This is a genomic window from Roseateles flavus (assembly GCF_039872765.1).
In the GTDB taxonomy this organism is placed as follows: Bacteria; Pseudomonadota; Gammaproteobacteria; order Burkholderiales; family Burkholderiaceae_C; genus Roseateles_B; species Roseateles_B flavus.
The window spans coordinates 26,870-40,241 of the sequence record NZ_JBDPZC010000019.1 but is presented as its reverse complement, the minus strand read 5'-3'; the positions used below and the strand labels follow the sequence as shown (position 1 = coordinate 40,241).

At 69.9% G+C, this 13,372-nt stretch carries 9 protein-coding genes; 6 read left to right on the top strand and 3 right to left on the bottom strand.

All coding sequences use genetic code 11. The features are described 5' to 3' along the window. Positions 1–10: 10 nt before the first annotated feature. The 4 genes from ABDJ40_RS23710 to ABDJ40_RS23695 are packed head-to-tail and all read left to right on the top strand — an operon-like array spanning position 11 to position 5,278. Complete coding sequence (locus tag ABDJ40_RS23710) at positions 11–1,195, top strand: hypothetical protein (RefSeq protein WP_347613463.1); 1,185 nt, start codon at positions 11–13, stop codon at positions 1,193–1,195. Next, positions 1,182–2,114, top strand: a complete 933-nt coding sequence (locus tag ABDJ40_RS23705) for an AAC(3) family N-acetyltransferase (protein WP_347613462.1) — start codon at positions 1,182–1,184, stop codon at positions 2,112–2,114. The genes ABDJ40_RS23710 and ABDJ40_RS23705 overlap by 14 nt, the downstream gene beginning before the upstream one ends. 21 nt (positions 2,115–2,135) lie before the next feature. Then, on the top strand, positions 2,136–3,584 hold the full coding sequence (locus ABDJ40_RS23700; protein WP_347613461.1) for a lipopolysaccharide biosynthesis protein: 1,449 nt from the start codon (positions 2,136–2,138) through the stop codon (positions 3,582–3,584). Then, positions 3,584–5,278, top strand: a complete 1,695-nt coding sequence (locus tag ABDJ40_RS23695; protein WP_347613460.1) for an asparagine synthase-related protein — start codon at positions 3,584–3,586, stop codon at positions 5,276–5,278. Before ABDJ40_RS23700 ends, ABDJ40_RS23695 begins: the two co-directional genes overlap by 1 nt. Positions 5,279–5,344: 66 nt before the next feature. Here the strand turns inward: ABDJ40_RS23695 and ABDJ40_RS23690 are convergent, their stop codons facing one another. The 3 genes from ABDJ40_RS23690 to ABDJ40_RS23680 all read right to left on the bottom strand — a co-directional run bounded on the left by ABDJ40_RS23690 (position 5,345) and on the right by ABDJ40_RS23680 (position 9,100). Further along, on the bottom strand, positions 5,345–6,652 hold the full coding sequence (locus ABDJ40_RS23690; RefSeq protein ID WP_347613457.1) for a dihydrolipoamide acetyltransferase family protein: 1,308 nt from the start codon (positions 6,650–6,652) through the stop codon (positions 5,345–5,347). A 106-nt stretch (positions 6,653–6,758) separates the two neighbouring features. Next, entirely contained in the window at positions 6,759–7,763 is a 1,005-nt protein-coding gene (locus tag ABDJ40_RS23685; protein ID WP_269633243.1) for an alpha-ketoacid dehydrogenase subunit beta, read from the bottom strand. Positions 7,764–7,828: 65 nt separating this feature from the next. After that, positions 7,829–9,100, bottom strand: a complete 1,272-nt coding sequence (locus ABDJ40_RS23680; protein ID WP_269633226.1) for a 3-methyl-2-oxobutanoate dehydrogenase (2-methylpropanoyl-transferring) subunit alpha — start codon at positions 9,098–9,100, stop codon at positions 7,829–7,831. Between the two features lie 226 nt (positions 9,101–9,326). On the opposite strand from ABDJ40_RS23680, the gene ABDJ40_RS23675 reads away from it, so the two are divergent. Next, positions 9,327–11,249 carry a bifunctional 2',3'-cyclic-nucleotide 2'-phosphodiesterase/3'-nucleotidase gene (locus ABDJ40_RS23675; RefSeq protein ID WP_347613455.1) on the top strand — a complete coding sequence of 641 codons (1,923 nt, stop codon included), beginning with the start codon at positions 9,327–9,329 and terminating at the stop codon, positions 11,247–11,249. 100 nt (positions 11,250–11,349) lie between these two features. After that, positions 11,350–13,215: a DUF885 domain-containing protein gene (locus tag ABDJ40_RS23670; RefSeq protein ID WP_347613454.1), complete on the top strand. Its 1,866-nt coding sequence runs from the start codon at positions 11,350–11,352 to the stop codon at positions 13,213–13,215. The last annotated feature ends 157 nt before the right edge of the window (positions 13,216–13,372 follow it).

Sequence of the window (13,372 nt, the reverse complement as noted above, 5' to 3'; positions counted from 1 at the left end):
GTGACACCGCATGTTGAACGCAGCCAAACAGGTTCTCCGCAACTGGCGTGAGCAGGCCAGCCTGCCCGCCGAGGCCAAGGCCGAAGCCGCCCGGGACGCGCGCGGCCTGCCCGCCCAGGACCCCGGCATCGATGCCGCCGTGAAGGCCGCCCTGCAGTGGCTCAAGCGCGCCCAGGACCAGTCCGCCTCGCACGATGGCGGCGTGGCCCGCGACTTCAGCCTCAAGACTGGCTGGGCCGTGTCCTACCCCGAGACCACCGGCTACATCGTCTCCACGATGATCGACTGCGGCCAGCGCTTCCAGGACCCCGACTCCCTTGAGCGCGCCCGCCGCATGCTGGACTGGCTGGTGTCCATCCAGTTCCCCGAGGGCGGCTTCATGGGCGGCAAGATCAATGCCACGCCGCGCGTGCCCGTCACCTTCAACACCGGCCAGATCCTGATCGGCCTGGCCTCGGGCGTCGGCGCCTTCGGCGAGCCCTACCTGGCCCCGATGAACAAGGCGGCCGCCTTCCTGCGCGACTCGCTGGACGCCGACGGCTGCTGGCGCAAGCACGCCACGCCCTTCGCCGAGCGCGGCGACAAGACCTACGAGACCCACGTTTCCTGGGGCCTGTTCGAGGCCGCCCGCCACGTGGGCGACCAGGGCTATGCCGAGGCCGCGCTGCGGCAGGTCGAATGGGCCTTCACGCAGCAGCAGGCCAATGGCTGGCTGGCCAACTGCTGCCTCAACATCCCCGCAACCCCGCTGACCCACACCCTGGGCTACGCCCTGCGCGGCTTCATGGAAGCGCACCGCTTCACGAAGGACGAGCACATCCTGCGCCGCGCCATCAAGACCGCCGACGGCCTGATGACGGCCCTGCGCCCGGACGGCTTCATCCCCGGCCGCCTGAAGCCCGACTGGTCCGCCGCGGTGGACTGGTCCTGCCTGACCGGCGAGGTCCAGATCGCCCACAGCTGGCTGATGCTCTACGAGCTGACCGGCCAGAAGAAGTACCGCGACGCCGCCAAGCTGGCCAACCGCTATGTGCGCCGCGCCATCGCCATCGACGGCCTCGAGGACCAGCGCGGTGGCGTCAAGGGCTCATTCCCGGTGGACGGCGACTACGGCCAGTGGGAGTACCTCAACTGGGCGGCCAAGTTCATGATCGACGCCAATCTGCTGGAGCAGGACATCGATGGCCGCGCCTGATCTCAAGGAGCGCATCAAGGCGCCGCTGCGGCGCCTGCTGAACGCCTGGCGCGCCCGGCGTCGCAGCGCCGAGCTCAAGGCCGAGCAGCCGCATACCAGCAAGGCCGAGATCGTCGCCGGCCTGCGCGCCATGGGCATCGTCCCGGGTGACACAGTGATGCTGCACTCCTCGCTCAAGAGCCTGGGCTATGTGGAGGGCGGCCCCACGGCGGTGCTGGAGGCCATCCACGAGGCCATCAGCCCTGGCGGCACCCTGGTCGTGCCGACCTACTACCTGCCCGGCGGCACCATCTACGCCACCTGCCAGATGCAGGGCTATGTCTTCGATCCTCGCGAGCATGGCTCCAACCTGGGCGCCCTGCCCGCGGCCTTTCTGAAGATGCCCGGCATCCGCCGCAGCATCCACCCGACGCATTCGGTCTCGGCCCTGGGGCCGTTGGCCGAGGACATCGTGGGCCAGCACCATCTCGCGGCCTCGGTGTGCGGCCGGCTGTCGCCCTGGGAGCGCTGTGTGCACCACAAGGCCAAGATCCTTGGACTGGGCATCAGCATGGGGCCGGTGACCTTCTATCACCTGCTCGAAGATCTGATGGACGAGCGCTTCCCGCTGCCGGTGCGCATGTCCGAGACGTTCAAGATGCCCTGCAAGGACTGGCAGGGCCGCGACATCACGGTGCCGGTGCGTCCGCTGGACCCGGCCTTCCAGGGCCGGCGCATCGACCACAAGTCCCGCGGCGACCTGCGCCAGCATTTCTACGACCGCTACCTGAAGGCGGGCATCCTGCATCCCGGCCAGGTGGGGCCGGCGCGCTCCTGGTGGATCCGGGCCGACGAGTTCTACCGCCACCTCGAGCAGGATGCGCAGCGTGGTCTCACCATCTACACCACGGCCGAGGAGCTGTCGCGCCTGCCGGCCTGAGGCCGGGCGCCGATCCCATCGATGCAGATACGCGATCGCTTCCTCCATGGCCTGAAATGGTCCGCCATCGGCAAGCTGATGAGCCAGCTGCTCAGCTGGGGCTCCACCATCGTGGTCATGCGTCTGCTGCAGACCAGCGACTACGGCCTGATGGCGATGACCATGATGGTCATCACCCTGCTGTCCAACCTCAACGAGTTCGGCTTTGGCTCGGCCCTGGTGCGTGGCGAAACCCTGGACCGCCGGACCTGCGGCGCCGTTTTCGGCGCCATGCTGGCGGTGGCCACCGTGCTCAACGGGGCGCTGTGGCTGGGCGCGGCGCCGCTGGCGCACTTCTTCAATGATCCGCGCCTGGCGGAGCTGCTGCGGCCGGCCGGGCTGATCTTCCTCATCTCGGCCCTCAGCACGGTGCCGGAATCGGTGCTGCGCCGGGAGATGGACTTCAAGGCCATCGCCTTCGCCGACATCGCCTCCGTCATCGTCACCAGCCTCAGCGCCCTGGGCCTGGCCTATGCCGGCCATGGCGTCTGGGCGCTGCTGCTGGGCAACCTGGCCGGGGCCCTGGTGCGGACCCTGGTGCTGCACCTGCGCTCGCACACGCGGGTCTGGCCCAATGCCGACTTCCAGCAGCTGCGCGGCCTGCTGTCCTATGGCAGCAACCTCACGGCCAGCCGCTTCACCTGGTGGTTCATGTCCCAGGTGGACGTGCTGATCGGCGCCAAGCTGCTGAGCACGGCGGCCCTGGGCCTCTATTCCGTGGCGCTCACGCTGGCCTCGCTGCCGCTGCAGAAGTCCATGCAGGTGGTCAACCAGGTGGCCTTCAGTGCCATCGCCAAGCTCAAGAACAGCGGGCAGGCCGTGCCGCCCGAGCTGCTGAAGGGGCTGCGTGCGCTGAACCTGGTCTCCCTGCCCAGCTGCGCCCTGCTGGCCCTGCTGGCCCAGCCGCTGGTGCTGCTGGTCATCGGGCAGCAATGGGCTGATGCGGCACCGGCCCTGCAGCTGATCGCGCTGGCCGTGCCCCTGCGCCTGTGCAGTGCCATCCTGGCCACCGCCCTCATTGCCACCGGCCATGCGGGCGCCGACTTCAGGAACACGATCACCGGCGCGCTGGTGATGCCCCTGGGCTTTGCCGCTGGCGGCCTGCTGTGGGGCGCCAACGGCCTGGCTGCGGCCTGGACGGTGGGCGTGCCCCTGGTCTTCCTGCTCAACTCCCCCCGCAGCGCCCGCTTGCTAGACTTGCCGCTGCGTTCCGTCCTGGGCACCTTCCGCAACGGCCTGCTGGCCTGCCTGCCCCTGGTGGGCGTGGTGATGGCCGCCAGGCACCTCGTGCCGGCACAGCCGCTGTGGCAGCTGCTGGTGCCGGGCTCGCTGGGGGTGCTGAGCTACGTGCTGGCGCTGCTCGTCGTGGACCGCGCCTTCCGGCAGTGGCTGCAGGCGCAGCTGGCCACCCGTTTGAACAAGGATTCGTAATGGCGATTTTCTTTGCGGCCGTCGGCGGCACCCCGGAGGACCTGCAGCGGCTCAAGGCCGCGGCCTCCGCTGCCCTGCGCCGTGAACTGGGCGCTGCCCCCATCGAGGCCACCGAGGCCCCCGGGCTCTTCGCCGTGTGGCACGAGCTGGGCATCTGGGCCCCGGTCTCCCATCACCGTCTGGAGGATGGCAGCCTGGCCCTGCTGGCCGGCGAGCCCATCCTGCAGCAAGGCGGCCAGCGCGTGCCGCAGACGGAGGCCCTGGTGCACTTCGCCCAGGGCGATCTGCGCGGCCTGCTCGAACAGTCCCACGGCACCTTCTGCGGCCTGCGCCTGGACCCGAAGCACGCCCGCCTCCACGCCTTCACCGACAAGCTGGGCGTGCGCACCCTCTACACCGGCCAGCACCGCGGCATCCATTTCTTCACCAATGCGCGCTGGCTGCTGCAGGGCATGGGCGAGGTGATCGTGCTGGAGCCGGACCCGCAGGGCGTGCTCGAGATCGCCTCCATGGCTTTCCCCCTGGCCGAGCGCACGCGCTACCTGGGCATCCGCGCCTGCTACGGCGCCGAGCTGATCGAAGCCACCGCTGCCGGCGCCCATCGCCAGACCTACCACGACTGGCAAGACCTGACCCCGCTGGACGCGGGCAAGCCCTACGAGACCGAGCTCTACGAGACCTTCCTGCAGGCCGTGCAGGACCGCCAGGGCGAGGCGCAGGAGCAGACGGCCTTCCTCTCCGGGGGCATGGATTCGCGCCTGATCGCCGCCAGCCTGGCCCACAGCGGCATCCGCCTCAACACGCTGAACTTCGCGCCCAGCGACACCCAGGACCTCACCTTCGGCCGCATGGCCGCGGCCGCCCTGGGCACGCAGCATTTCGAGTTCCCGCTGGGCCCGGACAACTTCGACAACAAGCAGATCCAGACCATCTCCGCCTGGAAGGCGCAGGACGGTGGCCGCAACTTCGACCGCCGGATCTGGTCGGGCGATGGCGGCAGCGTGGGCCTGGGCCATGTCTACCTGGACGAGCAGATCGTCCAGCTGGCCACCGAGCGCCGCTACGACGAGGCCGCCGCCCTGCTGTGCCGCAAGAACAAGTGGGGCGTGCCCTCGCGCGCGCTGCGCCCGCGCTACCGCGAGTTGGCGCGGCGACTGCAGACCGAGGTCGCGGCGGAGCTGCGCCGCTGGGACCGCGTGCCGGCCAAGGCCGCCTACCTGTTCCTGCTGCTCAACGACCAGCGCCGCCACCTGATCGGACACTTCGAGACGGTGCACAAGAAGGGCTTCGACTTCGCCCTGCCCTTCTTCGATGCCCGCGTCATCGCCAAGGTCCTGGCCGGCCCCAACGAGGACCTGCTCAACCACCGCGTCTACAACCGCATCCTGCTGGCCCTGCCCGGCCCCATCGCGCAGGTGCCCTGGCAGGCCTATCCGGGCCATGATCCCTGCCCCATCCCCGTGCCGCAGGAACTCAAGCTGCGCTACCAGTGGGAAGCCTGCTACGACGAGGACGACACCAAGATGCTCAAGGACCAGCACACGGCCCACTGTCTGAGCTCGGCCCTGCAGCCCAAGAGCCCCATGCTCTCGCGCGGCAACCTGCTGGCGGCCTGGGTGCTGACCAAGTCCGGCCTGCGCGACCAGAGCTTCTACGGCCGCTACGCCGAGGCCGTGGAGCAGGCCAGCCGCTGAGCGGGCCTGCCTCGCCATGAAAAAGGGCGGCCCGCGGGCCGCCCTTGTCCTTGGTGCGGCGCTGCGTCAGTCGATGAACAGCGTGGCCGGCGCCTCCAGCTGCGCGCGGATGGACTGGATGAACTCGGCCGCGTCCTGCCCGTCCACCACGCGGTGGTCGAAGGACGAGGACAGGTTCATCAGCAGGCGCGCCACCACCTGGCCGCTCCTGAACATGGGCCGTTCGACGATGCGGTTCACGCCCAGGATCCCCACCTCGGGATGGTTGATCACCGGCGTGGTGACGATGCCGCCCAGCGGCCCCAGGCTGGAGATGGTGAAGGTGGAGCCGCTGAGCTCGTCCCGCGTGGCCTTGCCGGTGCGGGCCACCTCCGCCAGGCGGCGGATCTCGGCCGCGCAGCTCCAGAGGTCCAGGGCCTCGGCATGGCGGATCACCGGCACCATCAGCCCGGACGGCGTCTGCGCGGCGATGCCCAGGTGCATGGCCTCGTAGCGGTTGACCACGCCGGCGTCGTCATCGAAGCGCGCGTTGATCTGCGGGAAGTCGCGCAGCGAGCGGCACACCGCGCGCACCAGCAGCGGCAGCACCGTCAGCTTGCCGCGGGTCTTGCCATGCAGGGCGTTGAGGCGCTCGCGCAGGGCTTCCAGCTCGGTGACGTCCACCTCTTCCACATAGCTGAAGTGCGGGATGCGGCGCTTGCTCTCCTGCATCTTCTCGGCAATCTTGCGACGCAGGCCCGTGACCTTGCTGGCCTCGATGCCGTCACCGCGGGGCGAGACCAGATGACGCTCGCTGGGCCGCACGGGGGCGGCCGCCGCGGTGGCGCCCGGCACGTTCGCGAAGGGCGCGCCACTGCCGGGCTGCAGGCCGTGTGGATGGGAGGCCGCGAAGGCCTCCACGTCCGCGTGCATGATGCGACCGGCGGTGCCGGTGGCGCGCACTTGGGACAGGTCCACGCCCAGCTCCCAGGCACGGCGGCGCACCGAGGGCGAGGCGATGGGGCGGGCGCCCGGCACGGCGGGCACAGCCGGCGCATGCGCAGGCATCGCGGGCGCGGCCGGTGCCGGTAGGGGTGCCGGGGCCGCTGCAGCGGCAGGCGCGGCGGCCGGCGCGGTCTCCACCGGTGCCGCGCCTTCGATCGCGATCTCGATCAGCGCCGAGCCCACGCGCATCACGGTGCCTGCCTCGGCACCGAGGCGCTGGACCACGCCCTTGACCGGAGACGGAATCTCGACCGTGGCCTTGTCCGTCATCACGTCCGCGACGACCTGGTCCTCGCGCACCACATCGCCCGGCTTCACATGCCAGGCCACCAGCTCGACTTCGACGATGCCTTCGCCGATGTCGGGCATCTTGATCGTATGAATGCTCATCAAACCTCCTGCCGGGCCGCGATCGCGCGACCCTGCTGCGCCCGAGGGCGCGATTGCTCACGAGCGCCGGCGCGGGCGCCGTGCTGCTCCTTCATGCTCTGCATGCTCAGGACTCCATGACCCGGCGCAGCGCCGCGGCCACGCGGGCGGGGCCGGGGAAGTAGTCCCACTCCTGGGCGTGCGGATAGGGCGTGTCCCAGCCGGCGACGCGCTCGATGGGCGCCTCCAGGTGGTAGAAGCAGTGCTCCTGCACCAGGGCCGAGAGCTCGGCGCCGAAGCCGCTGGTGCGGGTCGCCTCGTGCACGATCACGCAGCGGCCGGTCTTCTTCACGGACTCCACGACGGTCGAGATGTCCAGCGGCCACAGGGCGCGCAGGTCGATGATCTCGGCGTCCAGCCCCGTCTCCTTCGCGGCGGCCTCGGCCACGTAGACCATGGTCCCGTAGGCCAGCACCGTCAGCTGCTGGCCGGGGCGGTAGACCGTGGCCTTGTCCAGCGGCAGCGTGTAGTAGCCCTCCGGCACCTGGGCCTTGGGATGGCCGGTCCAGGGCGTGGCCGGGCGGTCGTGGTGACCGTCGAAGGGGCCGTTGTAGAGGCGCTTGGGCTCCAGGAAGATCACCGGGTCGTTGCACTCGATGGCGGCGATCAGCAAGCCCTTGGCGTCGTAGGGGTTGGACGGCATCACCGTGCGCAGGCCGCAGACATGGGTGAACAGCGCCTCGGGGCTCTGGCTGTGGGTTTGCCCGCCGTAGATGCCCCCGCCGCAGGGCATGCGGATGGTCAGCGGCGCGGTGAAGTCGCCGGCCGAGCGGTAGCGCAGGCGCGCGGCCTCCGAGACGATCTGGTCAGAGGCCGGATAGAAGTAGTCCGCGAACTGGATCTCGGCCACCGGACGCAGGCCATAGGCACCCATGCCCACGGCCACGCCGACGATGCCGCCTTCGGAGATGGGGGCATCAAAGACGCGCTGGGAGCCGTACTTGGCCTGCAGGCCGTCGGTGCAACGGAACACGCCGCCGAAGTAGCCCACGTCCTGGCCAAAGACGACCACGTCAGGGTCGCGGGCCAGCATCACGTCCATGGCCGAGCGCAGGGCCTGGATCATGGTCATGTTGACGGGCTTGCCCTCGGCGTCCTGCGCCTCCTGCTCCTTGGTGATGGGGAGTTGCTCAGCCTTCATTGACGGCCTCCAAACGCTTGGGCCTCGGCCATCTGCTCGCGCAGGTGCCGGGGCATGTCTTCGTAGACGTCCTCGAACATGGAGGCGATGCTGGGGATGTGGCCATCGGCCAGGCTGCCGAAGCTCTCGGCATGCTTCTGCGCGGCCAGCACCTCGGCTTCGAGCTCCTCCTGCAGGGCGGTGTGCTGCTCCTCGGACCACAGGCCGCGGCGGATCAGGTGCTGCTTGAGGCGGGCGATGGGATCGCCCAGGGGGAAGCGGGTCCAGTCGTCAGAGGGGCGGTACTTGCTGGGGTCGTCCGAGGTGGAGTGCGGGCCCGCGCGGTAGGTCACCCACTCGATGAGGGTGGGTCCCAGATTGCTGCGGGCGCGCTCGGCGGCCCAGCGGGTCACGGCATAGACGGCCAGGAAGTCGTTGCCGTCCACGCGCAGGGAGGCAATACCTGCCCCCACGCCACGCGCGGCGAAGGTCGTGCCCTCGCCACCGGCAATGGCCTGGAAGGTCGAGATGGCCCACTGGTTGTTGACCACGTTGAGGATCACCGGCGCGCGGTAGACGTGGGCGAAGACCAGGGCGTTGTGGAAGTCGCTCTCGGCGGTGGCGCCGTCGCCCACCCAGCCGGAGGCGATGCGGGTGTCGCCCTTGATGGCGCTGGCCATGCCCCAGCCCACGGCCTGCACGAACTGCGTGGTCAGGTTGCCGGAGATGGAGAAGAAGCCGGCGCGCTTGATGGAGTACATCACCGGCAGCTGGCGGCCCTTGAGCGGGTCCTTCTCATTGGAGAGCAGCTGGCACATCAGCTCGGACAGCGGCACGTCGTCCCGCCCGACCAGCAGGCTCTGCTGGCGGTAGGTGGGGAAGCACATGTCGCCCTCTTCCAGGGCCATGCCGTGGGCGCTGCCGATGGCCTCCTCGCCCAGGCTCTGCATGTAGAAGCTCAGCTTCTTCTGGCGCTGGGCGATGAGCATGCGGCCGTCGAAGATGCGGGTCTTCATCATGGTCCGCAGGCCGCGCTTGAGCTGGGCCTCGCTCAGCTCGGGAGCCCAGGGGCCGCAGGCCTCGCCGTCCTGGTTGAGGACGCGGATCAGCTTGTGGGCCATGTCGCCGGTGTCCACCGGAGCCACGTCCACCGCCGGCCGGGGCACCTCGCCCGCCGCGCTGATCTTGAGATAGGAAAAATCGGTGTGGCAGCCCGGCCGCCCCGTGGGCTCCGGCACGTGCAAGCGCAGCGGCGCGCGCACCGCACCGGGCTCGTTCTTGTCGCTCATACATCGCTCCCGCATGGTGATGCCATGCAGAAATTCAGGCAGTTGGCAGCCACCGGGTCGGGCACTGCCACCCACACCGGACAGGCCTGGGATCGCCAGACGCCGGTGCGCCCGGGCAGCGTACCGCATCCGTCGGCCAATCCCCATGATCCAGGCTATGAATCAGGGAAAGCCTGAAGCGCGGCAGCGGCCGGGGCGCGACGCCCGTCTGCGCTACCCTCGCCCCATGCAAGAACGACGCCCCACCCCTCGAACGCCCTGGCTGCGACACGGCGCGCTCGCCCTCCTCGGCCTGAGCCTGGCTGCCGGACTGCAGGCCCAGACCCTGCGGCTGCGCCTGCTGGAGACCAGCGACATCCACATGAACCTGCTGGCCTACGACTACTACCAGGACCAGCCCAGCGCCACACAGGGTCTCTCGCGTACCGCCCGGCTGATCGCCCAGGCACGGGCCGAGCAGCCCAACCACCTGCTGCTGGACAACGGCGACCTGATCCAGGGCTCGCCCATGGGCGACGTGATCGCGAAGCAGGGCCACGCGGGGCAGGCGCACCCGGCCCTGCAGTCCCTGCGCCTGCTGGGCTATGACGCGGCCAACATCGGCAACCACGAGTTCAACTTCGGCCTGCCCTTTCTGAAGCAGGCCTATGCCCATGCCGGCTTCCCCGTGATCAGCAGCAATCTGCGCGAGGCCCGCAGCGGCAAGCCGGTCTTCACGCCCAGTGCGCTGCTGCAGCGGGACTTCAGGGACGATCAGGGCCGGCCGCAGCGCCTGCGCATCGGCGTGCTGGGCCTGCTGCCGCCGCAGGTCCTGCAATGGGACCGCCAGCATCTGCAGGGCCGGGTCGTGGCCGAAGACATGGTGGTGGCCGCCCGCCGCGAGATCCGCCGCCTGAGGGCCGCGGGCGCGGACCTCGTCGTCGCCCTCGCCCACTCCGGCTACGACGCCGCCCCCCAGGCCGAGGGTGCCGAGAACCGCGCCGGAGACATCGCCCGGCTGCCCGGCCTGGATGCCCTGCTGCTGGGGCACGCCCATGCCGAGTTCCCCGGCCCCGCCTTTGCCCGGCACGCAGGGGCGGACCTGGTCCACGGCCGCATCCACGGCGTGCCCGCCGTGATGCCCGGCAGCTGGGGCAGCCACCTGGGCGTGATCGACCTGCGCCTGGAGAAGCGTGCGGGCCGCTGGCGCGTGACAGACAGCCAGAGCAGCCTGCGCGCCCTGCGCGACGAGCACGGCAAACCCGACACCGCCCTGGAGGCCCTGCTTCAGCCCGCACACCAGGCCACGCTGACGCAGATCCGCCAGACCGTGGCCCAGGCCCCGCGGCCGCTGCACAGCTACTTCGACCTCATCCAGCCCTCCGAGGCCCTGGCCCTCGTCGCCCGTGCCCAGCGGGTCTATGCCCGCGAGGCCCTGCGCGGCACGCGCTGGCAAGACCTGCCCCTGCTCAGCGCCGCCGCCCCCTTCCGCAGCGGCGGGCGCCAGGGCTGGAGCAGCTATGTGGACATCGCCCCGGGCCCCATGTCCGTCAAGCATGTGACCGAGCTCTACCCTTACGCCAACACGCTGAAGGTGCTGCAACTCAGCGGCGCCGAGGTGCGGGAGTGGCTGGAGCGCTCGGCCGCGCAGTTCCGGCAGCTGGCACCCGGGCAGGCCGAGGCTCAGGCTCTGATCGACGAGGCCCAGCCCAGCTTCAACTACGACGTGATCCTGGGCCTGGACTATGTGATCGACCTCGCCCAGCCCGCCCGCTATGGCACCGACGGCAAGCGGCTGCCGTCCGTGACCACCCACCGTATCCGCGAGCTGCGCCATCACGGCGAGCCCGTGCGGGACGACCAGCGCTTCCTGCTGGCCACCAACAGCTACCGCGCCGGCGGCGGCGGCAACTTCCCCGGGGCGGGCCCGGAGCGCATCGTGCTGGACGCCCCGGACGAGAACCGCGAGGCCCTGCAGCGCCTGCTGCAGTCGGGCCAGGCCTTCGCGCCCGAGGCCGACGAGGGTCGCTGGACGCTGCAGCTGCCGGAGGGTGCGCGGGCACAGTTCCGCGGCAGCCCGGCCGCGCGCCGCCTGTTGCCCGAGGGAGGCCGCCTGCGCTGGGTCCAGGACGCGAGCGAAGGCTACGCGGTGTTCGAACTTCGCCCCTGAGACAGTCGCACTGGGGCAGCAACGGAGGGGCAGCACGAGACTGGAGCGCTATGCTGCCGCCTCGCGCCCGACCGGGGCGCACGACTTCCAGAAAGCCCCCATGCGCGCCGCCCACGTCCCCCGCTCCACTTCCCCTTGCACCTCTTGGTCCCGCCTGGGCCTGCGACTCGGCATCCTGGGCGCTGCGCTGGCCCTCGCATGGTCGGGGCCCACCCTTGCCGCGACCTCCAGCGCGCCCCAGGCGAGCCCCCCTCCTGGGTCGACACAGGCCCTGGGGCCTGCCACGACGCAGCAGTCCGCCGACGCGGCCTTCGATCGCCTTGCCCACCAGTTCATCGAGGCCTTGTGGAAGCTGGACCCGGATGCCGCCCTGATCGCCGGCCGCTTTGACGGTGCAGCCCGACTGCAGGCCCCGGATGCTGCAAGCCGCCAGCGCTCCCTGAGCTTTGCCCGGCAATGGCAGGCCCGGTTCGCCACGCTGAAGCCCGCTCAGCTCTCCGACCGCGGTCGCACCGACCTTATCCTGCTGCAGAACAAGCTGGCGTCGGACCTCTGGTACCTGCAGACCCTGCGCGAGTTCGCTTGGAACCCATCCATTTACAACGTGGCCGGTGCCATGGACCTGATCCTGAACACCGACTATGCCCCCCGACCGCAGCGTCTGAAGGCCCTGCTGACCCGCCTCAAGGCCGTGCCCGCCTACTACGCGGCAGCCCGCGCCAGCATCGAGACGCCCACCCGCGAGCACACCCAGCTGGCCATCAGCCAGATCGGCGGCACGCTGGCGGTGTTCGACGAGATCGAGAAAGCCGCCGAAGAGGAGCACCTGCTCGCCACCTCCGATCGCCAGGCCCTGGCCGCCGCACGCAGCGCCGTCAAGGGCTACCAGCAGCGCCTGCAGGCCCTGGACGAGAAGCTGGCCAGCCTCCATGGAAAGGAGGGCCAGGCCCGCTCCTTCCGCCTGGGCCGCGAGCTGTACGAGCGCAAGTTCCAGCTGGACATCCAGTCCGCCAGCAGCGCCGAGCAGACCTACCAGAAGGCCCTGGCCACCCGCGAGCAGCTGCTGGCGAAGATGGACGAGCTGGCCGACCAGCTCTGGACCAAGACCCAGGGCGAGTGGCCCAAGCCCGCCGACCGGCTGGAGAAGATCGACCGCGTGATCACCGCGCTGTCCGTGAAGCACGTGAAGGCCGAGAACTTCCTGGCTGAGATCCGGCAGCAGATCCCGCAGCTGCAGGCCTTCGTCCAGGCCAAGGACCTGCTCACCATCGACCCCGAGAAGCCCCTGCAGGTGCGCGAGACCCCCGCCTACCAGCGCGGCGTGGCCGGCGCCAGCATCGAGGCCCCCGGCCCCTACCGCCCGCAGGACCGCACCTACTACAACGTCACCCCGCTGGACGACCTCAAGCCCGAACAGGCCGAGAGCACCCTGCGCGAGTACAACCATTGGATCCTGCAGATCCTGAACATCCACGAGGCCATTCCGGGGCATTACACCCAGCTGGTCCATGCCAACAAGTCGCCGTCCCTCGTGAAGGCCCTGTTCGGCAATGGCGCCATGATCGAAGGCTGGGCCGTGTATGGCGAGCGCATGATGCTGGAGGCCGGCTACGGCGACCATGCGCCCGAGATGTGGCTCATGTACTGCAAGTGGAACCTGCGCAGCGTCACCAACACCATCCTGGACTACAGCGTGCACGTGCTGGGCATGACGCAGGACGAGGCCATCGCCCTGCTGACCCAGCGCGCCTTCCAGACCGAGCAGGAGGCCCGCGAGAAGTGGCGCCGCGTACAGCTGACCTCGGTCCAGCTCACCAGCTACTTCAGCGGCTACAGCGAGATCATGGCCCTGCGCGAGGAGCGCCGGAAGGCCCTGGGGGACCGCTTCGACCTCAAGGCCTTCCACGACCAGTTCCTGAGCTATGGCAGCGCGCCGGTGGCCGTGATCCGCGAGCTCATGCGCTGAGCCACCGCCCCAGACGTCCACAGCTTCTGTGGACAAGTCTGGGGACGGACCTTGGAGCGCAGGCCACAGCCCTGATGCCTACGGGGCTGCGCCTAGGCTGCTGCAAGAAGAGGCAGCAGTCCCGTCCGGGCTCAGGCTGGCATGGATTGACGCCTGA